Raw genomic sequence first — 24,465 nt, 5'->3', positions numbered from 1 at the left:
CGGTGATCCGGAGATGCGCATGGGTTTTTCAGGCTTCAGAGTGTTCCGCGAAGGGCTGCGCGGCAACAGGGGCTGGGCGCGGCAATGGCGCGACCCCGAACCGAAGCCGGCCTATGACATCGTGATCGTCGGCGGCGGCGGCCACGGGCTGGCGAGCGCCTATTACCTGGCCCGGAACCACGGGCTGGGCAATATCGCGGTGCTTGAAAAAGGCTATCTTGGTGGCGGCAACGTCGGCCGCAACACCACGATCGTGCGCGCCAATTATTTCCTGCCGGGCAATTCCGAATTCTACAGCCATTCGCTGAAGCTGTGGGAGGGGCTGGAGCGCGAGCTGAACTATAACGTGATGCATTCGCAACGCGGCATCATCAACCTGTTCCATTCCGATGGCCAGCGCGATGCCTTCGCCCGGCGCGGGAATGCGATGATCAATCAGGGCGACGATGCGGTGTTGCTCGACAGAGAGGGGGTGCGCGCCCATGTGCCCTATCTCGATTTCGAGCAGACCCGCTTTCCCATCCACGGCGGCCTTTTGCACCCGCGCGGCGGCACGGCGCGGCATGATGCGGTGGCCTGGGGCTTTGCCCGCAGGGCCGATCGGCGCGGGGTGGACCTGATCCAGAACTGCGAGGTCACCGGGATTGATATCGTAGGCGGACGGGTAACCGGTGTGCAGACCACGCGCGGTGCGATCCGGGCCGGCAAGGTCGGCGTTGTCGTGGCCGGGCGGTCGGGGCAGGTGGCGGCGATGGCCGGGCTGCGCCTGCCGGTCGAAAGCCATGTGCTGCAGGCCTTCGTGACCGAGGGGCTGAAGCCGGTGATCAATCAGGTCGTGACGTATGGCATGGGCCATTTCTACATCAGCCAGTCCGACAAGGGTGGGCTGGTGTTCGGCGGCGATCTGGATTTCCACGCCTCTTACGCCGCGCGGGGCAACCTGCCCGCGGCCGAACATGTGATGGAGGCGGGCATGACCCTGATGCCGATGATCGGCAAGGCGCGGGTGCTGCGCAGCTGGGGCGGGATCGTGGACATGACGCCCGATGGCTCCCCCATCATCGACAAGGCACCGGTCGAGGGGCTGTTCCTGAACTGCGGCTGGAACTACGGCGGGTTCAAGGCGGTGCCGGCCTCGGGCTGGGCGATGGCGCATCTGATGGCCACCGGACAGCCCCATGCCACCGCTGAACGCTTCCGGCTGGACCGTTTCACCACCGGCCATCTGCTGGACGAAGAAGGCACCGGCAGCCAGCACAACCTGCATTGAGGAGGGCGGGATGAGGATAATCTGCCCCCTGTGCGGGGCGCGCGACCGGCGCGAATTCACCTATCTGGGGCATGAGGCCTATCTTCACCGCCCCGCTGCGGATGCACCGCCGGAGGCGTGGGATGAGTATCTGCATCTGCGCGACAACCCGGCCGGGCCGACCCGCGACTTGTGGTATCATGAGATGGGGTGCGCGGCCTGGCTGCTGGTCGAGCGCAATACCGTGACGCATGAGGTGCTTTCGGCGGTGCTGGTCCACGACGTGGCGGAGGGCGGCGCATGAGGGTTCCGGGCAAGGGCCGCGTCAACCGCCGCATCACGGTGCCCTTCACCTTCGACGGCAGGCGGCTCTACGGCCATGAGGGCGACACGCTCGCCTCGGCCCTGATGGCCAATGACGTGCGGCTGGTGGCCCGGTCGTTCAAGTACCACCGCCCGCGCGGCATTTTCAGCGCCGGCTCGGAAGAGCCGAACGCGCTGGTGACCATCGGGCACGGCGCCGCGGCCATCCCGAACGTGCGCGCGCCCGTGCAGGAACTGTATGAGGGTCTCGAGGCGCGCAGCCAGAATGCCTGGCCCGGCCTGCGCCACGATCTGCTGGCGGTCAATGATCTCTTCGCGCCGTTCCTCGGGGCGGGGTTCTATTACAAGACATTCATGTGGCCGCGGGCATTTTGGGAAAAGCTCTACGAACCCGCGATCCGCCGGGCGGCGGGGCTGGGCGCCTTGTCGGGGCTGCACGATGGCGCGCGCTATGACAAGGCTTTCGCCCATTGCGATCTGCTGGTGATCGGCGGTGGCCCGGCCGGGCTGATGGCCGCCCTCGTGGCGGGCCGGGGCGGGGCCGATGTCATCCTGGCGGACGAAGATCACAGCTTTGGCGGGCGCCTGAAGGGCGAGGTGGAAGAGGTGGACGGCCAGCCGGGCCATGCCTGGGCGGCGGGCGCCGTGGCCGAGTTGATGGCGCTGCCCAACGTGCGGCTGATGCGGCGTACCACCGTGACAGGCGCTTATGATCAGGGAACCTTCGGCGCGCTGGAGCGGGTGGGCCTGCATCTCGCGCGCCCGCATCCTGACGCGCCGATGGAAACCTTCTGGCGGATCGTGGCGAAACGCGCGGTGCTGGCCACGGGCGCGTTGGAACGGCCCATCGCCTTTGCCGGAAATGATCGGCCGGGCATCCTGCAGGCCGGGGCCGCGCGCACCTATCTGAACCGCTGGGGCGTTGCGCCGGGGCGCCGGATCGCGGTGTTCACCAATAATGACAGCGGCCACCGCACCGCCCGCGACATGGCGCTGGCCGGAGTCGAGGTGGCAGCGGTGATCGATGCGCGCGAAGATGTGGTGGCAGCCGGTGACTTTCCGGTGTTCGCCGGCGCGCGCGTTACGGCCACGGCCGGGCGGCTGGGGCTGGCGCAGATCACTCTGCGGGACGCGACGGGGCGCAACGTGTCGCTTGAGTGCGATTGCCTTGCAGTTTCGGGCGGCTGGAACCCTTCGGTCCACCTGAGTTGCCACATGGGCGCAAAGCCGATCTGGCGTGAAGACATCGCCGCCTTCGTTCCGCCAGAGGATGCGGTGCCCGGGATGGTGGCCGTCGGCGCGGCGAACGGCGATTTTTCCACCGCCGCCTGTCTGGCCGCCGGCGCGCGGGCCGGCGGCGAGGCTCTTGCCGCGCTCGGCCTGAAGGCCGCGCCGGCCGATGTTCCGAAGGCAGGGGATGGCACCTATGATATCGCGCCGCTGTGGCATGTGCCGGGCAAGGGCCGCGCCTGGCTCGATTTCCAGAACGATGTGACGGTGAAGGATGTGGTGCTGGCCGCGCAAGAGGGGTTCGCCTCGGTCGAGCATATGAAACGCTACACCACGCAGGGCATGGCGCCCGACCAGGGCAAGAACTCCAACATCGGCGCCCTGGCGGTGCTGGCCGATGCCACCGGGCGCACGATCCCGCAGACGGGCACCACCACCTATCGGCCTCCCTTTACACCGGTTTCGATCGCCGCTTGGGGGGCTGGCGGGCAGGGAAAGGAATTCGCGCCCGAGCGTTTCACCACGGCGCACCAGCCGACGGTGCAGCGCGGGGCGCCGATGATCGAGGCCGGGCTGTGGCACCGCCCGTCGTATTTTCCCCAGGGAGGCGAAACCAGCTGGCGCGCGGCCTGCGACCGCGAGGTGCGGATGGTGCGCAGCACCGTCGGGGTCTGTGATGTTTCCACCCTGGGCAAGATCGACATTCAGGGGCCCGACGCGGGCGCGTTTCTGGATCTTGTCTATTGCAACACGATCTCGACCCTGAAGGTGGGCCGCGCCCGCTATGGGCTGATGCTGCGCGAAGACGGGCATGTGATGGATGACGGCACCGCGGCCCGGCTGGGCGCGGATCACTTCGTGATCACCACCACCACCGCTGCGGCGGGGCAGGTGATGCGGCATCTGGAATTCGTTCACCAATGTGTCGCGCCGCGGATGGATCTGCGCATGATCTCGGTGACCGAACACTGGGCGCAATTCGCGATTGCCGGGCCGAAGGCGCGCGATCTGGTGAACGCGTTGATCGACGAAGAGATCAGCGACGAGAGCTTTCCCTTCATGGCCTGTGGCCCGGTGGCCGTTTCGGGCGTGGCCGCGCGGCTGTTCCGCATCTCCTTTTCCGGTGAGCAGGCCTATGAACTCGCGGTGCCGGCGCGCTATGGCGAAAGCCTGTTCCGGATGCTGCTGACGCTGGCAGAGGCGTTGGGCGGCGGCCCTTACGGGATGGAGGCGCTGAATGTGCTGCGCATCGAAAAGGGCTTTCTGACCCATGCCGAACTGCATGGCCGCACCACCGCCTTTGACCTTGGGCTGGGCCGGATGATCGCGGCGCGCAAGGATTGCATCGGCAAGGCCGCCGCGCAGCGCCCCGGCCTGACAGGGCCCGCACGCGAGCAGCTGGTGGGGCTGCGCCCGGTGCATGACGGCGGCGCAATCATTGCCGGGGCGCATCTGTTCTCCGAGGCCGCCACGCCGGTCAGCGCCAATGATCAGGGCTATGTCACCTCGGCCTGTTTCTCGCCGATGCTGGGCTGTGATCTGGGGCTGGCGTTCCTGAAGGATGGCCGCGCGCGGCATGGCAAGAGGGTGGTTCTGGTGGATCACCTGCGCGGGGTTCACACGCTCTGCCGGGTATGCGACCCGGTGTTCTTCGATCCGGAGGGGGAGCGGGCCCGTGGTTAAACTCACCGCCAAGCCACCGTTGGAAACCGGGCTGTTGTTCGAGGCCGGGGGCGCCAGGCTGCTGGCCATTGATACTGGCCGGCTTACCTCGATCGCGCCTTATGCGGGGCAGGCCGATGCGGTGTCGCAGGTCTTGCAGGCCGAACACGGGCTGGTGTTTCCGGCGCCCGGGCGGGTGAGCCACTCGGAGGCCGCGCGCTGCGTCTGGTGGGGGCGGGCGCAGGCGATGCTGGCGGGGCCGGAGCCGGCGGCGGGGCTGGGCGCCTGCGCCGCGCTGACCGACCAAAGCGATGGCTGGGCAATGCTCGTGCTGGAAGGCGCGGGCGCGCGGGCGGTGCTGTCCCGGCTCACGCCGCTCGACATTCGCACGGAGGGGTTCCCGGCGGGCCATACCGCGCGCACCGAACTGGCGCATATGATGGCGTCGGTAACATGTGCCGGGCCGGACCGGTTCGAGTTGCTGGTGATGCGCTCCATGGCGCAAACGGCGCGGCGCGCACTTGAAACCGCCGTCAAAAGCATCGCCGCGCAGGGCTGAGCGGTGGAAAAGTTTCCCGGCCGCCGATGCTAGACTCTTCGTGCCTGCGCACCGATATTGTCTGTCATGAGTCTGCCCCCCGGTTTCCTTGACGAGCTTCGCACCCGCACGTCCCTTAGCCAGGTCGTGGGCCGCAAGGTCATGTGGGATCCGCGCAAGTCGAACCAGAGTAAGGGCGACATGTGGGCGCCATGTCCGTTCCACCAGGAAAAATCCGCCTCGTTCCACGTGGATGACCGCAAGGGCTATTACTATTGCTTCGGTTGCCATGCGAAGGGCGACGCGATCAGTTTCATTCGCGAGACCGAGAATGTTGGCTTCATGGAGGCGATCGAGATTCTCGCCGCCGAAGCCGGGATGACCATGCCCGCGCGCGATCCGCAGGCACAGCAAAAATCCGATCGCCGCAGCCAGTTGATCGAGGTGATGGAGCAGGCGGTGCAATACTACCGGCTGCAGTCGAAAACCGCCGCAGCCGGCGACGCGCGCGCCTATCTGGCCCGGCGCGGCCTGTCGGAGGCGGCGCAGGAGCGTTGGGAAATCGGCTTTGCCCCCGATATGTGGCAGGGGCTGTGGGACCATCTGACCGGCAAGGGGATCACGCCCGATCTGATCATGGGGGCGGGGCTGGCCAAGCCCAGCCAGCGGGGCGGCAAGCCCTATGACACGTTCCGGGGCCGGATCATGTTCCCGATCCGCGACGCGCGCGGCCGGGCGATCGCCTTCGGCGGCCGGGCGATGGATCCCAATGACAATGCCAAGTACCTGAACTCGCCCGAGACGGAGCTGTTCGACAAGGGCCGCAGCCTTTTCAACCACGGCCCCGCGCGTGAGGCCGCCGGCAAGGGCAAGCCCCTGATCGTGGCCGAGGGCTATATGGATGTGATCGCGCTGGCCGAGGCGGGCTTCGGCGCCACCGTCGCGCCGCTGGGTACCGCGATCACCGACACGCAGTTGCAGCTGATGTGGCGAATCCATCCCGAACCGATCATCGCGCTGGATGGAGACACCGCCGGGCTGCGCGCGGCGATGCGGGTGATTGATCTGGCGCTGCCGCAGCTGGAGGCCGGGCAGAGCCTGCGCTTTGCGTTGATGCCGCAGGGGCAGGACCCCGACGATGTGATCCGGTCGGGCGGGGCCGGGGCGATGCAGAAGCTTCTGGATCAGGCCCGCCCGATGGTGCAGCTCTTGTGGCAGCGGGAAACGGAGGGCCGCGTTTTCGACAGCCCCGAGCGCAAGGCCGCGCTGGACAAGGATCTGCGCAAGGCGATCGCCACCATCAAGGATCCGTCGATCCGCGGCCATTACGGCGAAGAAATCAAGCGTCTGCGATGGGAGCTGTTCGGCCAGCGCCGCACATCGCAGCAGCGCCCCGGCAAGTGGCGCCCGCGTGATGCGCCGGCGCTGCCGATGCCGACCACCAGGAACTCGGCGCTGGTGTCGGGCCCGCCTCGGTTCGAGGAGGAGCTGCGCGAGGCCGTGATTCTGGCCACGCTGGTCACCCACCCCGCGCTGCTGCCGGAGTTCGAGGGAGAGTTGGAGCGGCTGGAATTCGTCACCGATGATCACCGGCGCATTCAGGGCGCGCTGCTGACCCATCTGGGCGAAAACGATCCCGAGGCGTTGCGCGCGGCGATTGCCGGTACGTTGGGGCCCGGCCCCCTTGAAAAGCTCTTTGCCCAAAGCCATGTGCAGATCGCGCCGCCATTGCTGGATCGCGCCGACAGCGAAAAGGCGATGATGTGCCTGGCCGAGGAACTGGCCAAGCTGGACGCGGCAAGGGGGGCGGCGCGGGAAATCGAGGATGCGGTGGAGGATCTGGCCGGGTTGGCCGATGAGGGGCTGACCTGGCGTCTGGGACAGGTGGCCGAGGCGCGCAACCGCGCCGGGCGCGGCGATACCGAGGACAAGGGCGAATATGACATCGGCCCGAACGGTGCCCGCATGAGCCGGGAGGAGCGGAATTCCTTCGACCGGCTGCTGGAACAGATAAACTTCACCAAGGGTGGGCGGCGACCGTCGTGACGTTGCTGCGACGATTGGATAAAGAAACACAGCTAAACGGGTGTGCAGGCGCGTGATTCGCGCTATTGATTCGGATCACGTGAGGGACCGAATCAGCTTCCCCGCCTAAGGAGCAGAGAATGGCCGCAAAAGATACGGACGACCGCAAGACCGAAGATCAGGAGCAGGAACTGACCCTCGACATGAGTCAGGCTGCCGTCAAGAAGATGATCGGGGAGGCGCGGGAACGCGGCTATATCACCTACGAACAGCTCAATCAGGTCTTGCCGCCCGATCAGGTTTCCTCTGAACAGATCGAGGATGTGATGTCGATGCTGTCCGAGATGGGCATCAACATCATCGAGGAGGAAGAGGCCGAAGAAGAGGATCAGAGCGGTTCGACCCAGGTGGTCGAAACCTCGACCTCGCGCGAGGTTGCCGTTTCCCAGACCGAGACCGAAAAGCTGGATCGCACCGATGATCCGGTGCGCATGTATCTGCGCGAAATGGGTTCGGTCGAACTGCTGAGCCGCGAGGGCGAGATCGCCATCGCCAAGCGGATCGAGGCCGGGCGCAACACGATGATCGCCGGGCTTTGCGAAAGCCCGCTGACCTTTCAGGCCATCACCATCTGGCGCGACGAACTTCTGAACGAAGACATTCTCCTGCGCGATGTGATCGACCTGGACGCCACCTTCGGCCGCACGCTGGACGACGAGGAGGGGGATGAACCGGTCGTTCAGAACCTGAATGTCGAAGCCGGGGAGCCCAAGAAGGAAGATGGCCAGCCCGAGCTGGACGCCGACGGCAATCCGATCAAATCCGATGATGACGAGGATGAGGACGAGCAGGCCAACATGTCGCTGGCCGCGATGGAAGCCGCGCTGAAGCCGCAGGTTCTGGAAACCCTCGAACTGATCGCGCGCGACTATGCCACGCTGGCCGAGATGCAGGATCTGCGCATGTCGGCGACGCTGAACGAAGACGGCACGTTCTCGGCCGGGGATGAAGAGGCCTATCAGAAGCTGCGCTCCGAGATCGTGCTGCTGGTGAATGAGCTTCACCTGCACAACAACCGGATCGAGGCGCTGATCGATCAGCTTTACGGCATCAACCGCAAGATCATGCAGATCGACAGCGCGATGGTGAAGCTCGCCGATCAGGCCCGTATCAACCGCCGCGAATTCATCGACGAATACCGCGGATATGAGCTTGACCCGACCTGGATGGATCGCGTGGCCGAGAAATCGGGTCGCGGCTGGCAGGCGTTTGTGGAGCGTTCGGGCGACAAGGTCGAGGAGCTGCGCGCTGACATGGCGCAGGTGGGGCAGTATGTCGGCGTGGATATCTCCGAATTCCGCCGCATCGTGCAGCAGGTTCAGAAGGGCGAGAAAGAGGCGCGTCAGGCCAAGAAGGAAATGGTCGAAGCCAACCTGCGCCTCGTGATCTCGATCGCCAAGAAATACACCAACCGGGGCCTGCAATTCCTTGACCTCATTCAGGAAGGCAACATCGGCCTGATGAAGGCCGTGGACAAGTTCGAATACCGTCGCGGTTACAAATTCTCGACCTATGCAACATGGTGGATCCGTCAGGCGATCACCCGGTCCATCGCGGATCAGGCGCGCACCATCCGTATCCCGGTGCATATGATCGAAACGATCAACAAGCTGGTGCGCACCGGCCGCCAGATGCTGCACGAGATCGGCCGCGAACCCACGCCCGAGGAACTGGCCGAAAAGCTGCAGATGCCGCTGGAAAAGGTTCGCAAGGTGATGAAGATCGCCAAGGAGCCGATCAGCCTCGAAACCCCCATCGGCGACGAGGAAGACAGCCAGCTTGGCGATTTCATCGAAGACAAGAACGCCGTCTTGCCGCTGGACAGCGCCATTCAGGAGAACCTGAAGGAAACCACGACACGTGTTCTGGCCAGCCTCACCCCGCGCGAGGAACGTGTGTTGCGGATGCGCTTTGGCATCGGCATGAACACCGACCACACGCTCGAAGAGGTCGGTCAGCAGTTCAGCGTGACGCGAGAGCGGATCCGGCAGATCGAGGCCAAGGCGCTGCGAAAGCTGAAACATCCAAGCCGCAGCCGCAAGCTGCGCAGTTTTCTGGATCAGTGATTTTCTGAACTGGCCGCGCACTGCGCGGCCTTTCCTCTGGGAGGCGAAGATGAAACCTCTGCTGGCCGTTTGTGTTGCTGTTGCCCTGCTGGCGGGCTGTGCCGAAAAGCCCGCGCCGCGCGCCCTGCCCGAGGTTATGCCCGATTACCACAATACGACCGGCAATCTTGTGCTGGGTGATCCGGCTACACCCGGCCAGTTCGAGGTGATCAGCCGGCCCGGCGATGGCGCGAGAAACTACTGGTGCGCCGCGGGCGAATATGTGGAAAACAAACTCCGGCTGCTGCCCAACGAACGCATCTATGTGGTGGAATCGCGCCGCCCGAGCCTGCGCAGGCCGGGCCATTCCGGTGTTGTCTTTACCGTGCGTCCGGATGAGGCACTTCTGGCTGCGGCCGAGGCGCGGCCCGAGAGCGATTACAGCCTCAGCATCGATGTCGGCGAGAATTTCCTGTCGGCCCTTGCCACGTCTACCTGTCGTTCGATCACGCCCTTCTACTGGGATTTCGACGCGTTCTGAACCGCCGATGCCGCCGCGCCCGCAGGACTTGTGATGCCCGAACCGCGTTTCACCCTTGCCCTCGTCACCTCTGCCGACGGGTTCATCGCCCGCACACCCGGCGAGCCTCCGCAGGTATGGGCCAGCGCCGAAGAGCAGGATCTGTTCTTCGCCGAGGTCGCGGCGGCGGATTGGTCGATCATGGGCCGCCACACCCATGCGGCGGCGGACCGGCCCGAGCGGCGGCGGATCATCCTGTCGACCGGGGCGGGCGGATGGCGCCGCCCGACGCAGCTCTGGCTGAACCCCGAAAAGCTGGGCCCGAGCGATCTGGCCGCACGGGTCGGCGCGGTTCATCCGATGCGAAACGGGCTGATCCTCGGTGGTACGCGGGTGCATGACTGGTTTCATGCCGCGGGGGCCATCGACCTCGTGAAGCTGACGGTGGAGCCGATCAGCTTTGGCGCGGGGCTGCCTGTCTTCTCCGGCCAGGCCGTGGCGGACCCTGTCCAGGTGTTTCAGGCCGCAGGCTACCGTGCCATCACCGACGAGCCGCTGAACGCCGGGGGCACGCGCCTTGTCACGCTGCGCCCGCGCGGCGCGGCGGAGGGCTGAGCATGCAGACCACCTTCACCATTCCGACCCGCGGCGCCGGCCTCTATGAATTCACCCGGCAGGTGACCGGCTGGTGCGCCGGCCAGGGCGACGGTTTGCTGACGCTTTTCGTGCGCCACACCTCCTGTTCGCTTCTGGTTCAGGAAAACGCCGACCCGGATGTGCAGCGCGACCTCAGGGCGTTCTTCGGCCGGCTCGTGCCGCCGTCGGACGATCCGTCGATGTCTTATCTGGTGCATACGCTGGAAGGGCCCGATGACATGCCGGCCCATATCAAGGCGGCGATGATGCCGGTTTCGCTGTCGATTCCGGTGTCGGGTGGCAGGCCGGTGCTGGGCACCTGGCAGGGCATCTACCTGTTCGAACATCGCCGCGCGCCGCATCAAAGGCAGGTGGCGGCGCATTTTTCGCGCTGAGCGGCATCCCCCTGATTTCACGCCGAAACGCCGCTCCGGCCACATATACTGGTGGCAGCATTTCCCCCCTACCCAAACTCTTGAGGCTCACCTATAGTGCCTGTGGATAACAAGCGACCAGCACCGAGGGAGAGGCGATGCGCTGCCCGTTTTGCGGAAATATCGACACCCAGGTGAAGGATTCACGCCCCGCCGAAGATCATGTGGCCATTCGCCGGCGGCGTTTCTGCCCGGCCTGCGGCGGGCGCTTTACCACCTATGAGCGCGTGCAGCTGCGCGACTTGATCGTGATAAAATCAAACGGCCGGCGCGAGGATTTTGACCGCGACAAGCTGGAACGCTCGGTGCGGATTTCTCTGCAGAAACGCCCGGTGGAACCCGAGCGGATGGATCAGATGATTTCCGGCATCGTGCGGCGGCTGGAAAGCATGGGCGAGACGGACATTCCCTCCAAGACCATCGGCGAGATCGTGATGGAATCGCTGGCCCGGATCGACACCGTGGCCTATGTGCGCTTTGCCAGCGTCTACAAGAATTTCCAGGAAGCGGGCGACTTTGACAGGTTCGTAAGCGAACTGCGCCCGCCAACCCCGAAAGAAGAGTGACCCAGCCCCCTGACGACCGGCGCTTCATGGCGCTGGCCCTTTCGCTGGGCGCGCGGGGGCAGGGCCGCTGCTGGCCCAATCCCGCCGTCGGCTGCGTGATCGTCAACAACGGGCGCATCGTCGGCCGTGGCTGGACCCAGCCGGGCGGCCGCCCCCATGCCGAGGTTGTGGCGCTGGCCCAGGCGGGCGCGCAGGCGCGGGGGGCAAGCGCCTATGTCTCGCTCGAACCCTGCGCGCATATCGGCCAGACGCCGCCCTGCGCCACCGCACTCGTACAGGCCGGGGTGGCGCGGGTTGTTACCGCGCTGGAAGATCCCGATCCGCGTGTCGCGGGCGGTGGCCATGCCATGCTGCGGCAGGCCGGGATCGCGGTGCAGACCGGCGTGATGGCGGCGGAGGCCCGGCGCGCCCATCGCGGTTTCCTGCTGAACCGGACAGAGGGGCGCCCGGCCCTGACCCTGAAGCTTGCGTCGTCCTTTGACGGGCGGATCGCGACCGCAACCGGCGAAAGCCAGTGGATCACCGGCCCCGGCGCACGGCGCATGGTGCACGCACAGCGTGCCCGGCATGACGCGGTGATGGTGGGCGGTGGCACGGCGCGGGCCGATGACCCGATGCTGACGGTGCGCGGCATGGGCGTTGCGGCGCAGCCTTTGCGCATTGTCTGTTCCCGCAGGCTGGATCTTCCGTTGGGTGGCAAGTTGGCGCAAAGCGCGGGCGATGTGCCGCTCTGGCTGTGCCATGGCGACAGCGCGCCCGAACCGGCCCGCGCCGCGTGGGAAAAGCTGGGCGCGCGGCTGATCGAGGTGCCTATCGGCGCCGGCGGGCAGCTTGACCCGCTGGCCCTGTTGCAGGCGCTGGGGCAGGCCGGGCTGACGCGGGTGTTTTGCGAAGGCGGCGGGGCGCTGGCGGCCTCGCTTCTGATGGCGGGGATGGTGGATGAGCTGGTGGGCTTTACCGCCGGTCTGGCGATCGGGGCCGAAGGCTTTCCGGCACTCGGGGCGATGGGGCTGGATGCACTGGCCGAGGCGCCGCGCTTTTCGCTGGTCGAAACACGGGCCGTGGGCGGCGACGTCATGCATTGCTGGGAAAGGGCCTGACGCCTCTCAGCGCCACAGATGCGCAGAGCTTGCCAGCAACCCCTGCAGTTTTGACAGGCTCCGGTTGATTGGCCCCGGTTGGGGCAGATCGCTGGTTTGCAGCCGTTCCACCACCACCTCTGCGGGGCAGGGGCGCCCGGTTTTCGGATCGAAATAGCGCGGATAGCCGATCAGTGCCGCATGGGCCAGACCGGTCAGGCCGGGGCGCGCGCGGCGCCGGGCGGGCACCGGGCCAAGATCGGTGGTCAGGCCCCAGCCCGCATAGAAAGGCGCGCCAAGGCAGGTGACCGGCACTCCCCGGATCAAAGCCTCGAACCCCAGCAGCGATGTCAGGGTCCAGACCGCATCGACCGCGCCGATCAGCGCGACGGGATCGGTCCGTTCCAGCACCAGATCCGCGAGCGCCCGCACATCGCCCGGCGCCACGGCACCGGGGCGCAGCCCGGCCTCTACATCCGGGTGCGGTTTGTACAGGATCACCGCGTCGGGGTTTTCGGCCCGCACCCGGCGCAGCAGGTCGAGATTGCTCCGCTCCGCGCCGCAGCCTTTCACGACAGAGGCGTCATCCTCGACCTGACCGGGCACCAGAATGCGATGGCCTTCGGGCAGGTCGGGCAGGGGCGCGCCGCCGAGGCCGAGGTTGTATTTCGAAACCCCGGCCTTGCGCAGCAGCGCGATCAGCCGCTCGGCGCGGTCCAGCTCTCCCTGCGGCAGGGTGGCGGAGGCGGTGATCAGACGTTCCAGCCGGCTTTCGCGGGACGGGTCGTAATGGATGCCAAGGTCATCGGTCACCAGCGATAGCGGCGGCACAAGCCGCGCGCCCAACCCGCGCGAGCGCAAGAACCCGTCCTCGACTCTGTGGGTTCCGGGCGGGGCGGTTTCGCCCTTGCCCGCCCAGACCATCACCGGCTGGTCGCGGGCCGCGCCGATCCGTGTGGCCCTCTGCAGATCGTCCACGAAGCGAACCGGGCCATGGGCGCCGAAGAACCGCTTCAGCGGTTGCCGTTTCCACAGCCGCATCCCCGAGGCCACCCAGCCGCGCCGATCCGCGCGCCAGGCACGGGCCTCGGACTCCAGCGTGGCGATGGCGTCTTCCAGCGGGCACAGACGGTCGCGACAGGGATCGTACCATGTTGGCGCCAGGATCATCGCGGCGGCGAAAAGTTGGGGCCGGGTCAGGCGGCGTTCGCGCCGGGGCACCGGGTTTTCATCCTGCGTCAGCCCCCAGCCGCCATAGAAGGGCTGGCCGAAGACACGCGGTTTGTGCCCGGCGAGGATCGCCTCGAACCCGAGCTGCGACGAGACGGTGTAAACCGCGATGGCCCCCTCCAGCAGATGCCAGGGCGATACGGGGTCGGTCAGGATGGAAATCCGCCCCTGCGCCTGATCGGGGGTGAAATGGCCCGCGCGGTGCCCGGCGGCGGTCTCGGGGTGGGATTTGATCACGATGCGTGCGCCGGGATGTTCGATCTGGGCAAAGGCCAGCATCTCGCGGAACCGGTCCTTGCCGGCGCCCGAGGCGGTGACCGAAGCATCGCCCGCGGTCTGATCAACGACCAGCACATAGCCCGGATCGGGCACGGGCGCGTCGGGATCGAAGGCGTTGTACTTCGAAAGATGCAGCGCGCGCAGCCGCTCGGCCGCCGCGCGGGCACGGTTCAGCAGGGCGGTGTCGTCCAGCGGGTGGGTGGCCAGAAGCCGCTCCAGATCGCTGGGGCGGGACGGGTCGAAATGCACGCCGGCGCTGTCGAGCAGCAGGCCCAGCGGCGGTTCCCCGTCGCGCCCCGGCAGAACCGAGCGCAGGAAGGCATCCTCGACCCGCAGCACCGGCGCGTTCAGCGCGCGGGCCACCGCCTCGCCGCGCGGCGCGGTGGGCGATTGCCCCCAAACCCCCACCATATCGCCCGGCCCCGGCGCGCCCAGGCGGATGTCATAGCCGGCCAGTTCCAGAATGCGCCGCACCCGGCCCTGGGTCAGAAACCCGCCGTTATAGACGTAAAGCCGCCGGGGGGGATCATCCCGCCCGGCGGCCTGTTCAAAGGAAGGGGCATGTCCCGCCATGGCGGGGCTTACTGGGTCAGGGTCGTGACCGCGCCCGCGGTGCCAAGCGTTCCGGTGATCGCGCCCAGGGTTTTCGACCACTGAACAAACGGCGCTTCGGTCACATAGACGGTATCACCGTCGCGGATTGCGAAATCGCGCGCCAGGAACATGCCATTGGGCTCGGTCAGGTCCAGCACGTAGACGAAACGCTGATCGCCCTGCAGATCGTCGCGGCCGAGAACGGCATTGGAAATTTCGGGCGTTTCGTTGCGGAAGACGAACACGCCGGTCGGATCGGCGAGGCCGGAGCTGAGCCCGCCGACCTGGGCGATCGCCTCGATCGCCGAAAGGGTCTGGCTTTCGAAGGCCACGCGGCGCTGCGATCCGGTGGCGCCCAGGGCGGTGAAATCACGCGTGTCCTGTTCAACCAGAATGCGGTCGCCGCCGCGCAGGGCGATGTCCATTTGCGGATTTTTGTAGAGATCCTGAAACCAGATCTGCCCGCGTTTGCCGCCACGGATCACGGTCACCTGCGCGATCTCGGGCTCGATCACGATACCGCCCGCCGCCGCCAGCATCGCGCTCAGGGTACGCGTCGGCCGTTCGATCGGGTAAACCCCCTGCGCGCCGATGCTGCCCGCGATCGACACGGTCGATCCGTCGCCGGCAAGGCGGCGCACCACGACCTGCGGGTCGGGCGTCTGGGCATCCAGCTTTTCGGTGATGATCTGGCGCAGCCGTTCGGGCGTGTTGCCAGAGGCGCGGACGCGGCCCGCATAGGGAATGAAGATAAAGCCCGAGCCGTCAACCTGAACCTCGTCCAGCACACTGGCGTTGGTGCCTTCGCCGGCCAGCAGCCCGTCGTCGACGTTTTCATAGATCGTCAGGCCAAGCGTGTCGCCGGGCTGGATCGTGTCCGAGCCGACGATCCCGGCATTGCGGAAATCGCTGGAAAACCCGAGCGAGGGCACCACCGATGTGGCCCGCGTAACCCTGTCGTTGACTGTCACCACGAAGGCGTCGCCGCTTTTCTGGATGGATCCTTCGAAGATCTCGCGCTTGTTGGGGCCGGAACGGGGAAGGGCGCAGCCGGCCACTGTGGCCACAAGCGTCAACAGGGTCAGCGCCCTGGCCGCACGGGTTGCCATGAATGTCACTGCCTGTGCTCCTCGGGGTTAAACAAGTGGAACCAGAGGAACGCCGCAGGCGGAAGCAAGCGTGGCAAATGCCAAAAGGCTGGCTGCCCCGGCTCTGCGCAAGGTCTTGAATTTCACTGCTCGGGCCCTCTTTTTCGAATTGCCTCGGTCTTTTTTTCCAAACCTACAGAATTCGGGCCGAAAAAACCAGCACGGGTTTGCGCGGGGTTCAACGGACCAGATGCAACTGTTGCCAAGCTGCCGCGTTTCCCATGCGCAGCGCGTCATAGGGATCTTGCTCGGCCAGCATCATGTCGACGACCTGGCGCAGCAGCTGGCGGCGGCCGTTGACCGCATAATAGCCGCCGGGCACCTGCGAGGTTGCCAGCAGAAAGCTGCGGTAGGCACGATAGGCGCGGCTGTCGGGCCGGTCGGGGCGGGCAAAGAATTCGGCCAGCGGCAGGGCCGAGACGAACTCCGGCTTGGCATAGACCGCGTCGCCGAACACCTTCAGCGGCAGCCCCCGCCACAGCGCCTGCTGCGCGGCGGTGGAATTCACGGTCACCGCGCTGCGGGCGTGATCAAGCAGCCGCGCCAGCTTGCCACCGCGCACATAGTGCACCCGTTTTTCCACCCCGTGCATCCGCGCCAGCCGCCGGATGTCACGCCGCAGTGGCGCCCGCCCGTCTTCCAGCGGGTGGGCCTTGAACACCAGATGATGATGCCCCGGCGCGCCCTGCGCGAAGCCCCGGATGCACAGCTCTATGAACTCCGTCATCCGGGTGAAGGGGCTGTGCGCCTGAAAGCTGGCGTCATGTTCCAGTTGCAGCAGCGCGAGGTGATAGGGGAACCCGCCCCGCCGGATGCGGCGCGTGGCGATGGCCCGCTCTGCCGCATGGGCCGGCAGCAGCAAGAGCCGGCGCAGGTAGAGCTGAAATTCGCGGCCCACGGTCAGGCTGCGGTGCGGGCGGAACTGGCGGTAGTGCCGGCTGCGAAGCATCAGGAAGGCGTGATAGACCGCGCCGTAGAAGATGTGTTGGCGCATGTCGCCCCAATGGGCCGGCGCCTCGGGGTGGTCGGCATCGGCGGTGTCCATGGCGGCGGCCATTTCTTCGACCGACAGATCCATCAGGCGCGAATGGCCGTTGGAGCCATTTCGCTCATAGGTCACCCAATAGGGGCGCAGATAGCCTTCTTCGAAGACGTGGATGCGCAGCCCGGCCGCGCGGGCGATGGCCACGGCATCGGCATGTATCGGGCGGGTATCGCCGTAGAGCACGAGATCGGTGATATGCTTTTCGTCCAGCAGGCCACGCAGCACCTGAGGCCAGGCGGCGGGGGCGGCGGCATAGGGGATATAGCTTTCGGCATCGAACCAGAACGCCCGGTCGCCGCCATTGAACCCGACGCGCCAGACCTCGGCCCCCGTGGTGCGCAGCATGCGCGCCAGACGGTCGAAAAATGGCCCGTGCGGCCCCTGAAGGAACAAAAAGCGCCGGTTCTCGCCCAGTTGGCTTTGCATCATGCCTGCCCGAAATGCCAGTTTGCGTTACAGGTTATCCGCAGGGTCTGCCCGCAACCGCCCCCCCTGTCATCCTGTTTCGCCGGTTTGCGGAGAATTCAGTGCATTTTTCCACGCTTTGCGGCAGCGAGGCTTCATCTCACCGCCTTGCCCTTGGCCGTGGCGGCGGCTAATCCATTGGGAGACAGAAAGGCACGGACATGTTCACAGGCATTATCACCGACATCGGCACGCTGCGTTCGCTGGAGCAGAAGGGCGATCTGGTGGCGCGGATCGGCACCGGCTACGCGCCCGACACCATCGCCATCGGCGCCTCGATCGCTTGCGACGGGGTCTGTCTGACGGTGACGGATCGCGGGACGGATGATCAGGGCGGCTGGTTCGATGTCAGCATCTCGGCGGAATCGGTTTCCAAGACGAACATCAGCGGCTGGGCGCCCGGCAAACGGGTCAATCTCGAGCGCGCGCTGAAGCTGGGCGACGAACTGGGCGGCCATATCGTGTCAGGCCATGTGGATGGCGTCGCCGAGGTTGTCGCGATGCAGCAGGAGGGCGACAGCACCCGCGTCACCTTCCGCGCGCCGGGCGCGCTGGCGAAATTCATTGCGCCCAAGGGCTCGGTCGCGCTGAACGGCACCTCGTTGACAGTGAACGAGGTTGATGGCGCCGATTTCGGCGTCAATTTCATCCCCCACACCAAAGAGGCGACAACCTGGGGTGCCGTGGCCGTGGGCGACCGGATCAATCTGGAGATCGACACCCTGGCCCGCTACGTGGCCCGGCTGGCCGAATGGGGCGCGGTATAGGCGGGATCGGCCATAACAAGGGCCCGACGATGGAGCCCGGAACCGGCTGGCGCACCCATTGCTGGAAGAAGGCCCGCGCCGATCTGTTGCCGACCCTGCCCCTGGAGATCGTGCGCCTGCGGGTGCGGCGCGCGCAGGAGATCGGGCTCGATTATCGCACCTATGCCACCGTGCGCGCCACCACCGGGCGCGATATCGTGGCCTTCCTGTTTTCGTCGAACGCGCTTTTGATGCACCGGTCCGTTTCGGGCCTGCCGCGGGCCCGCGCCGACAAGCTGCGCGCGATCCGCGCGTGCGACAGGTCGCTGGCCGCGCACCGGCCGCTGGACCCTGCGACCGTTCTGCAGCAGCTCGAGGCGGCACATGATCTTCGCTTCGATCACGCCTTCGCGGCGCCGGCCTTTACCGAAAGCTGGGCGCAGCTTCGCGACCGGTTGCAGGCCGCGCTGAGCGGGCGCAAGATTCCGCGGGACGCCGTGCTGATGATCGGTGACACCGCGTGGGAGCGGGAGTGGTCTGTCGCCGGGCGCATGGCGGGCTATCTTCCGGCAGACCGCTACTTCGGGTGAAACCGCAATCCGGCGCTTTCCATTTCGCGCGCGCCGGGCTAACAGTCGAGCGCTGAAAAGGTGGACGACATGGCCGAACAGAACGACACCGACTATACCGATGCGATCTCCTCGATCGAAGAGATCATCGAAGACGCGCGCAACGGGCGCATGTTCATCCTCGTGGATCACGAGGACCGCGAGAATGAGGGCGATCTGGTGATCCCCGCGCAGATGGCCACGCCCGAGGCGATCAACTTCATGGCCACGCACGGGCGCGGCCTGATCTGCCTGTCGCTGCCGGGCGAGCGGATCGACGCGCTTGGCCTGCCGCTGATGGCCTCCTACAATTCCTCGCGGCACGAAACCGCCTTTACGATTTCGATCGAGGCGCGCGAAGGCGTGACCACCGGCATCTCCGCCCATGACCGCGCCCGCACGGTGGCGGTGGCCATCGACAGTGGCAAGGGCGCCGCCGATATCGCCACGCCGGGCCATGTGTTTCCGCTGCGCGCCCGCGACGGCGGCGTGCTGGTGCGGGCCGGCCATACCGAAGCGGCGGTGGATGTCAGCCGTCTGGCCGGGCTGAACCCGTCGGGCGTGATCTGCGAGATCATGAATGAAGACGGCACCATGGCGCGCCTGCCCGATCTGGTGGCCTTCGCACAGCGCCACAACCTGAAGATCGGCACCATTTCCGATCTGATCGCCTATCGCCGGCGGCATGACAATCTGGTCAATGAAAGCGCCGTGAAATCCGTGTCTTCGCAGTTTGGCGGCGACTGGATGATGCGCATCTTCACCGATGAAACCCAGGGCGCCGAACATGTCGTGCTGACCAAGGGGGATCTGACCACCGACGAACCGGTGCTGGTGCGGATGCACGCGCTCGATCCGCTGCAGGATGTTCTGGGCGTCGGCGGCGCAACCGGCGAGCTGGGGCGCGCGATGCAGATCATCGCCGAAGAAGGGCGTGGCGCGGTCGTGCTGTTGCGCGATACGACGATGAAGCTTGTCACCGACAGCGCGGCCTCGCCGCAGACGTTGCGCCAGTACGGGCTCGGCGCGCAGATCCTGGCGGCGCTGGGGCTGCACCGGCTGATCCTGCTGACCAACTCGCCCGCGCGCAAGGTGGTCGGGCTGGAGGGATATGGCCTGTCGATCGAGGGCATCCGTAAAATCGTGCAGGAGGGCTGAGACATGGCCGGAACCGAAACCCACTACACCTTGCCGCTGCCGCGCTTCGACAAGCCCGCGAAAGTGCTGATCGTCGTGGCGCCCTATTACAAGGACATCGCCGATGACCTGATCGCCGGGGCCCGCGCGGTGCTGGACGAGGCGGGCGTCGCCCATGACCTGATCGAGGTGCCCGGCGCGCTGGAAGTGCCCACGGCCATCGCCCTGGCGCATCGGCAATCGAACTTCGACGGCTATGTCGGGCTGGGCTGCGTGATTCGCGGCGAGACGACCCATTACGACACGGTCTGCAACGACAGCTCGCGCGGGCTGACGCTGCTGGGCCTGCAGGGCGCCTGCATCGGCAATGGAATCCTGACGGTGGAAGATCGGGATCAGGCCGTGGTGCGGGCCGATCCCGCGCAGCAGAACAAGGGCGGCGGCGCGGCGGCGGCGGCGCTGCATCTGATCGCCCTGTCCCGCAAATGGGGCAGCGAGACAAAAGGCATCGGCTTCAAGCCCGTGGGCAGCTTTCAGATCGCGGCCGACAGCGAAGGGCCGGCCAGCGCATGAGCACCGCCGCCAACCCACGCCAGATGAAATCCGCGGCCCGGCTCTATGCGGTGCAGGCGCTGTTCCAGATGGAGCATTCGAACCAGACGGTCGATGACGTCCGCGACGAGTTCGAGACCCATCGCATCGGCGCCGTCTACGAGGGCGAGGAGATGGCCGAGGCCGACACCGGCCTGTTCCGCCAGACGCTCGACGCCGCTGTCACGTTTCAGGCCAAGGTCGATCAGATGACCGACCGTGCGCTTGTCGCCAAATGGCCCATCGCCCGGATCGATCCGACCCTGCGCGCGCTGTTCCGCGCCGCCGGGGCCGAGCTTGTCGAGGGTAAGACGCCGCCCAAGGTGGTGATCAGCGAATACGTGGATGTGGCGAAGGCCTTCTTTCCCGAAGGGCGCGAGCCGAAATTCGTCAACGCTGTTCTGGATCACATGGCGCGCGAGGCGAGGCCCGAGGCGTTCTGAACACCCGGCGACGCTCTGCCTGCGGCGCGATGGCCGATTGGAATTTCCCAAATCCGCGTTATCTTGTGATTGTGGTCCAGCGGAGTTCTGTCATGCCCAAACTTGTCCGCCTTTACATCCGGCAAACTGTCGTCGGCTTCGCCCTGTCGGCGGGGTTCGTTTCGATGCTGCTTTGGTTCAACGTGGCCAACCTGTGGCATCTGGTGTCGGGTTCGACAGCGGGCCACATGGCGGGGTTCCTGTTGTTCATGTTCAACGGCATTGTCTTCTCCGGGGTGCAGTTCGGCATTTCGGTGATGCGGATGGCCGATCATGGTGATGACACGTCCGGCGGCAAACCCCGGCGCATGCCGGTGCTGAACGAGGTGCCGATCCCGGTGCCGGTGCAGGATGAGGCCGCGCCGCGCCGCTGAACGCGGCAGGAGCATGCGCGAAAGGCGGCCCCGGGGGCCGCTTTTTTCATGTTCGGGGCAGGAGAATGCGGCGGGACCACCAAACAACCGTTGAGGCAGCTAATTCCCGAGGACCTGTATATACAGGTGGGCGCCGGGTAACGTGGCCACGACCACGCCAGAGCCAGCTCCCTCGGATTTGCTTAAGGCCACCGGAATTTGACCTCGTCACGAGAAGGGCAGAACCCGCCACCCCGATAGGTATGTCGCGCGGGGGCGAAGAACAAGTGCCCCGCAGCGTGGCCATGCAGATTGTGATGAGCGGCCGCTTGAAATCTGTTCCCCTATTGTTCACATTGCGCCCATGAATGAGGATCTGCAACCCGGCCAGCTTCTGGCGCGCGGCGTGTGCCGCCACCTGCGCAGCCATGATTTTGTCAGCGTGGAAGAGCTGGTGCCCGTGCCCGGCCTGCGGGTGGATGTCATGGCCCTGGGTCCGAAGGGCGAAATCTGGGTGGTCGAATGCAAATCGTCGCGGGCTGATTTCCAGTCGGACAACAAATGGCATGGCTATCTGGATTGGTGCGACAGGTTCTTCTGGGCTGTTGGCGCGGATTTCCCGACCGAGCTTTTGCCCGCCGATACCGGCCTGATCATCGCCGATCCCTATGATGCCGAAATCATCCGGACCGGGCCGGAAACGAAACTGGCCCCGGCGCGGCGCAAGGTGATGGTGCAGAAATTCGCGCGCCACGCGGCACTGCGGCTGCAGGCGCTGCGCGATCCGCGCGTGACCCCTAGCGGGATCCCTTAGGCGCCATGGCGCGGGCGCGGGCGGCGGCGGCGCGGATTTCCTCGGCGATCTCTTCGGCCTCTTCGGGGTCGAAATCCAGCGGCAACTCCACGCCCTCGGCCTCGATGAAAATGCGCACCATGCCCAACGTGGTCGGGCCGATCTGAAGATTGGCGGCGATGTCGCTTTCCTTGTCGATACCCATGGCGCGGTCTCCTGTCTGGCGTGCGCCGGACCTAGCGCTTTGCGCGATCTTAGGCAAGAGCACGGACGGGCCGGGGCGGCGGTTGCCGCTTGGCTGTGGCCGTGGCGGGTCTGCCGCGTTCGGGGAAGTCGCAATTGGCGCTGCCCGGCATTTCACGCCGGCCACCCCTTGCAATTGCAATTGTGTGGCGCTAAATCCTCCGCCAGTGCCGCCTTAGCTCAGTTGGTTAGAGCGCTTGATTGTGGATCAAGAGGTCCCCCGTTCGAGCCGGGGAGGTGGTACCATTCTCACATCGCTTCACATTTCGCGCGAACCGGCTTGTGCCGGGGGGTCGTTTCGGCCGAAACCGGCGTGAAACGGGAGAGCCTGATGCTTGACGCCAGACTGCGTAACCTGATCGACCCGGCGCTTGACCGGATGGGCGCGGGCCTGGCGCGCGCCGGATTCAGCGCGGATGCGGTGACGCTGGCCGGTCTGAGCTTCGGCCTGATTGCGGCGGCGCTGATCGCGATGGGGCAGCCCGGCTGGGCCTTGCTGCCGATCGGGGCGAGCCGGCTGGCCGACGGGCTGGATGGCGCCGTAGCGCGGGCGACACGCAAGACCGATTTCGGCGGCTTTCTGGATATCTTCAGCGATTTCGTCTTTTACGGCGCCGTGCCGATGGGGTTCGTCTGGGCCGATCCCGGTGCGAACGGGGCGGCGGGCGCGTTTCTGCTGGCCAGTTTCTATACCAACGGGGCCTCGTTCCTCGGGTTCGCCATTCTGGCGGAAAAGCGCCGGATGCAGACCAGCGCGCGGGGAGTTAAATCGCTGTACTTCACCGGCGGACTGCTGGAAGGCACCGAGACCATCGCCTTTTTCGTTGCGCTTTGCCTTTGGCCCGGCGGGTTTGCACCGCTGGCCTGGGGCTTTGGCGCGCTGTGCTTTGTCACGGCGGTGTCACGGGTTCTTCTGGCGCGCAAAGTGTTCCCCCCCGAAACGTGAAAATTCTTCACGAAGAATTTTCGGGCCCAAAAGTTTTCCCGAAAACTTTTCTACTCGGCCGCCGTGACCGCGATCTCCTGGCGCAGCGCGCCGCTTTCGGCATCGAAGATCAGGATGCGCTGATCGGTCGTGACCACGGCATACCAGCCCGCCCCGCGGGTAAAGGCTGTGGCGGTGCTTCCGTCCGGCAGAGCGATCTCATCGGGCAGGGCGACCACGTGCCCCTCGCCCGAGAAGCGGATGACAAGCAGCGCGATGATCACTAAAAGGCCCGCAATCATCGTCCCCGTCAGCACTGTGACGAGGATGCGCAGAAACCGCAGGTTGGGGGGCTCTTCCCCCTGTATCGGAGCCTCGTCCATGTCCATCTCCCGCCGCCTTTCGGTGGTCATCGGGCCCAATCCGCCCGCCCGCCTTGATAAGGCGCTTTCGCGCGACGTGCCAGAGGCCGAGGGGTTGTCCCGCTCGCGCCTGGCCAAGCTGATCGCAGATGGCAGCGTCTCCCGCGCCGGACAGGTGCTGATCGACCCGCGTGCGAAGGTGGCCGAGGGTGACGTGCTGGACATCACCTTTGCCGAGGCCGAAGAGGTGGAGACGCGCCCCGAGGCGATTCCGCTGGAGGTGGTATATGAAGACGCGAGCCTGATCGTCGTCAACAAACCGGTCGGCATGGTGGTGCATCCGGCGCCGGGCACCCCGTCGGGCACTCTGGTCAACGCGCTGCTGGCCCATTGCGGCGACACGCTGTCGGGGATCGGCGGCGAAAAGCGGCCCGGTATCGTGCACCGGATCGACAAGGACACTTCCGGCCTGATCGTCGCCGCCAAGTCGGACAAGGCGCATACCGGCCTGGCCGCCCAGTTCGAAGCGCATAGCGTCAACCGGCACTACAAGGCCGTGGTCTATGGCGTGCCCGATGCGGGTGATCCGCGCCTGCGCGGCGTGCGCGGGGTGAGTTTCGAGGCCGGGAATATCCTGAAGATCACCACACAGCTCGCCCGGCACAAGACCGACCGGCAGAAACAGGCGGTGCTGTTCTCGGGCGGCCGCCATGCCGTGACCCGCGCGCGTGTCGAAGAGGCGTTCGGCACGCCGGGCGTGGCGGCGCTTGTCGATTGCTGGCTGGAGACCGGGCGGACCCATCAGATCAGGGTGCATATGGCGCATGCGGGATTCGGCCTGATCGGTGATCAGACCTATGGCGGGCGGCGCAAGCTGGCGGAAAAGGCGGTGGGTGCTGCCGGTGCCGCCGCCGCGGCGGCCTTTTCGCGCCAGGCGCTGCATGCGGCCACCCTGGGCTTTGTGCATCCCGAAACCGGGCAGGAACTGGCCTTCGAGGCGCCTTTGCCGGCGGATATGGCAGCCCTGATCGCGGCGCTGCGGGGCTGAAACACCGCGCAAATTGCTGTGAAAAACCGTCATATTCATAATTTTTCG

Annotated in this window: 25 protein-coding genes and 1 tRNA gene; 21 read left to right on the top strand and 5 right to left on the bottom strand. The window is 66.1% G+C overall.

Annotated features, from left to right (window positions below):
• Nucleotides 1-19 precede the first annotated feature (19 nt).
• From TQ29_RS13450 to ribD, 11 genes are all read left to right on the top strand, one after another.
• Nucleotides 20-1,270, top strand: coding sequence for a sarcosine oxidase subunit beta family protein (locus tag TQ29_RS13450; protein WP_054539578.1), 1,251 nt, complete (start codon nt 20-22; stop codon nt 1,268-1,270).
• Between the two features lie 10 nt (nt 1,271-1,280).
• Nucleotides 1,281-1,553 carry a sarcosine oxidase subunit delta gene (locus TQ29_RS13445; protein ID WP_054539577.1) on the top strand — a complete coding sequence of 91 codons (273 nt, stop codon included), beginning with the start codon at nt 1,281-1,283 and terminating at the stop codon, nt 1,551-1,553.
• The gene (locus tag TQ29_RS13440) at nt 1,550-4,486 is read left to right on the top strand and encodes a sarcosine oxidase subunit alpha family protein (protein WP_054539576.1); all 2,937 of its coding nucleotides are present in this window, start codon (nt 1,550-1,552) and stop codon (nt 4,484-4,486) included. Before TQ29_RS13445 ends, TQ29_RS13440 begins: the two co-directional genes overlap by 4 nt.
• Nucleotides 4,479-5,024: a sarcosine oxidase subunit gamma gene (locus tag TQ29_RS13435; RefSeq protein WP_255353437.1), complete on the top strand. Its 546-nt coding sequence runs from the start codon at nt 4,479-4,481 to the stop codon at nt 5,022-5,024. Before TQ29_RS13440 ends, TQ29_RS13435 begins: the two co-directional genes overlap by 8 nt.
• Before the next feature lie 66 nt (nt 5,025-5,090).
• Nucleotides 5,091-7,049: a DNA primase gene (dnaG, locus tag TQ29_RS13430; RefSeq protein WP_054539575.1), complete on the top strand. Its 1,959-nt coding sequence runs from the start codon at nt 5,091-5,093 to the stop codon at nt 7,047-7,049.
• A 119-nt stretch (nt 7,050-7,168) separates the two neighbouring features.
• On the top strand, nt 7,169-9,154 hold the full coding sequence (gene rpoD / locus TQ29_RS13425) for an RNA polymerase sigma factor RpoD (RefSeq protein WP_054539574.1): 1,986 nt from the start codon (nt 7,169-7,171) through the stop codon (nt 9,152-9,154).
• A gap of 49 nt (nt 9,155-9,203) precedes the next feature.
• On the top strand, nt 9,204-9,674 hold the full coding sequence (locus TQ29_RS13420; protein WP_054539573.1) for a hypothetical protein: 471 nt from the start codon (nt 9,204-9,206) through the stop codon (nt 9,672-9,674).
• 33 nt (nt 9,675-9,707) lie between these two features.
• Nucleotides 9,708-10,268: a hypothetical protein gene (locus tag TQ29_RS13415; protein WP_054539572.1), complete on the top strand. Its 561-nt coding sequence runs from the start codon at nt 9,708-9,710 to the stop codon at nt 10,266-10,268.
• A 2-nt stretch (nt 10,269-10,270) separates the two neighbouring features.
• The gene (locus tag TQ29_RS13410; protein WP_054539571.1) at nt 10,271-10,684 is read left to right on the top strand and encodes a secondary thiamine-phosphate synthase enzyme YjbQ; all 414 of its coding nucleotides are present in this window, start codon (nt 10,271-10,273) and stop codon (nt 10,682-10,684) included.
• A 137-nt stretch (nt 10,685-10,821) separates the two neighbouring features.
• Nucleotides 10,822-11,289 carry a transcriptional regulator NrdR gene (gene nrdR / locus TQ29_RS13405; protein WP_037207336.1) on the top strand — a complete coding sequence of 156 codons (468 nt, stop codon included), beginning with the start codon at nt 10,822-10,824 and terminating at the stop codon, nt 11,287-11,289.
• Nucleotides 11,286-12,389, top strand: a complete 1,104-nt coding sequence (gene ribD, locus TQ29_RS13400; RefSeq protein ID WP_328705651.1) for a bifunctional diaminohydroxyphosphoribosylaminopyrimidine deaminase/5-amino-6-(5-phosphoribosylamino)uracil reductase RibD — start codon at nt 11,286-11,288, stop codon at nt 12,387-12,389. The genes nrdR and ribD overlap by 4 nt, the downstream gene beginning before the upstream one ends.
• Nucleotides 12,390-12,395: 6 nt before the next feature.
• On the opposite strand, the gene TQ29_RS13395 is transcribed toward ribD, so the two are convergent.
• The 3 genes from TQ29_RS13395 to TQ29_RS13385 form a co-directional block, all read right to left on the bottom strand.
• Nucleotides 12,396-14,450, bottom strand: coding sequence for a capsular polysaccharide biosynthesis protein (locus tag TQ29_RS13395; RefSeq protein ID WP_054539569.1), 2,055 nt, complete (start codon nt 14,448-14,450; stop codon nt 12,396-12,398).
• An 8-nt stretch (nt 14,451-14,458) separates the two neighbouring features.
• Nucleotides 14,459-15,580, bottom strand: coding sequence for a polysaccharide biosynthesis/export family protein (locus tag TQ29_RS13390; protein ID WP_054539568.1), 1,122 nt, complete (start codon nt 15,578-15,580; stop codon nt 14,459-14,461).
• A gap of 217 nt (nt 15,581-15,797) precedes the next feature.
• Nucleotides 15,798-17,090 (bottom strand): capsule biosynthesis protein, encoded by a 1,293-nt coding sequence (locus TQ29_RS13385; protein ID WP_054540441.1) that lies wholly within the window; start codon nt 17,088-17,090, stop codon nt 15,798-15,800.
• A gap of 200 nt (nt 17,091-17,290) precedes the next feature.
• Here TQ29_RS13385 and TQ29_RS13380 point away from each other — a divergent pair, with 200 nt between their 5' ends.
• The 7 genes from TQ29_RS13380 (at nt 17,291) to TQ29_RS13350 (ending at nt 21,860) form a co-directional block, all read left to right on the top strand.
• Entirely contained in the window at nt 17,291-17,896 is a 606-nt protein-coding gene (locus TQ29_RS13380) for a riboflavin synthase (RefSeq protein WP_054539567.1), read from the top strand.
• Nucleotides 17,881-18,465: a hypothetical protein gene (locus TQ29_RS13375; protein ID WP_054539566.1), complete on the top strand. Its 585-nt coding sequence runs from the start codon at nt 17,881-17,883 to the stop codon at nt 18,463-18,465. The genes TQ29_RS13380 and TQ29_RS13375 overlap by 16 nt, the downstream gene beginning before the upstream one ends.
• 69 nt (nt 18,466-18,534) lie before the next feature.
• Nucleotides 18,535-19,641 (top strand): 3,4-dihydroxy-2-butanone-4-phosphate synthase, encoded by a 1,107-nt coding sequence (gene ribB, locus TQ29_RS13370; RefSeq protein ID WP_054539565.1) that lies wholly within the window; start codon nt 18,535-18,537, stop codon nt 19,639-19,641.
• A gap of 3 nt (nt 19,642-19,644) precedes the next feature.
• The gene (locus TQ29_RS13365; RefSeq protein ID WP_037207314.1) at nt 19,645-20,193 is read left to right on the top strand and encodes a 6,7-dimethyl-8-ribityllumazine synthase; all 549 of its coding nucleotides are present in this window, start codon (nt 19,645-19,647) and stop codon (nt 20,191-20,193) included.
• Nucleotides 20,190-20,654, top strand: coding sequence for a transcription antitermination factor NusB (nusB, locus tag TQ29_RS13360; protein ID WP_054539564.1), 465 nt, complete (start codon nt 20,190-20,192; stop codon nt 20,652-20,654). Before TQ29_RS13365 ends, nusB begins: the two co-directional genes overlap by 4 nt.
• A gap of 92 nt (nt 20,655-20,746) precedes the next feature.
• The gene (locus TQ29_RS13355; RefSeq protein WP_054539563.1) at nt 20,747-21,067 is read left to right on the top strand and encodes a hypothetical protein; all 321 of its coding nucleotides are present in this window, start codon (nt 20,747-20,749) and stop codon (nt 21,065-21,067) included.
• Nucleotides 21,068-21,410: 343 nt separating this feature from the next.
• Nucleotides 21,411-21,860, top strand: a complete 450-nt coding sequence (locus TQ29_RS13350; RefSeq protein ID WP_054539562.1) for an MmcB family DNA repair protein — start codon at nt 21,411-21,413, stop codon at nt 21,858-21,860.
• On the opposite strand, the gene TQ29_RS13345 is transcribed toward TQ29_RS13350, so the two are convergent.
• A complete protein-coding gene (locus TQ29_RS13345; RefSeq protein ID WP_037207307.1) occupies nt 21,844-22,044 on the bottom strand; it encodes a DUF6324 family protein in 201 nt (66 codons plus the stop codon). The genes TQ29_RS13350 and TQ29_RS13345 overlap by 17 nt on opposite strands.
• A 207-nt stretch (nt 22,045-22,251) precedes the next feature.
• Between TQ29_RS13345 and TQ29_RS13340 the strand changes: the two genes are divergently transcribed.
• Both TQ29_RS13340 and TQ29_RS13335 read left to right on the top strand, forming a co-directional pair.
• Nucleotides 22,252-22,328, top strand: a tRNA-His gene (locus TQ29_RS13340).
• Nucleotides 22,329-22,413: 85 nt separating this feature from the next.
• The gene (locus TQ29_RS13335) at nt 22,414-23,028 is read left to right on the top strand and encodes a CDP-alcohol phosphatidyltransferase family protein (RefSeq protein ID WP_054539561.1); all 615 of its coding nucleotides are present in this window, start codon (nt 22,414-22,416) and stop codon (nt 23,026-23,028) included.
• Nucleotides 23,029-23,078: 50 nt separating this feature from the next.
• Here the strand turns inward: TQ29_RS13335 and TQ29_RS13330 are convergent, their stop codons facing one another.
• Complete coding sequence (locus TQ29_RS13330; RefSeq protein WP_082386757.1) at nt 23,079-23,396, bottom strand: DUF6476 family protein; 318 nt, start codon at nt 23,394-23,396, stop codon at nt 23,079-23,081.
• Between TQ29_RS13330 and TQ29_RS13325 the strand changes: the two genes are divergently transcribed.
• Complete coding sequence (locus TQ29_RS13325; RefSeq protein ID WP_054539559.1) at nt 23,389-24,417, top strand: RluA family pseudouridine synthase; 1,029 nt, start codon at nt 23,389-23,391, stop codon at nt 24,415-24,417. The two genes, TQ29_RS13330 and TQ29_RS13325, sit on opposite strands and share 8 nt — an antisense overlap.
• Nucleotides 24,418-24,465 lie beyond the last annotated feature (48 nt).

It is taken from the genome of Actibacterium sp. EMB200-NS6 (genome assembly GCF_001305615.1).
Taxonomy (GTDB): Bacteria; Pseudomonadota; Alphaproteobacteria; order Rhodobacterales; family Rhodobacteraceae; genus Actibacterium_A; species Actibacterium_A naphthalenivorans.
The sequence above is the reverse complement of the archived record's forward strand: the minus strand, read 5'-3'. Positions and strand labels throughout refer to the sequence as shown.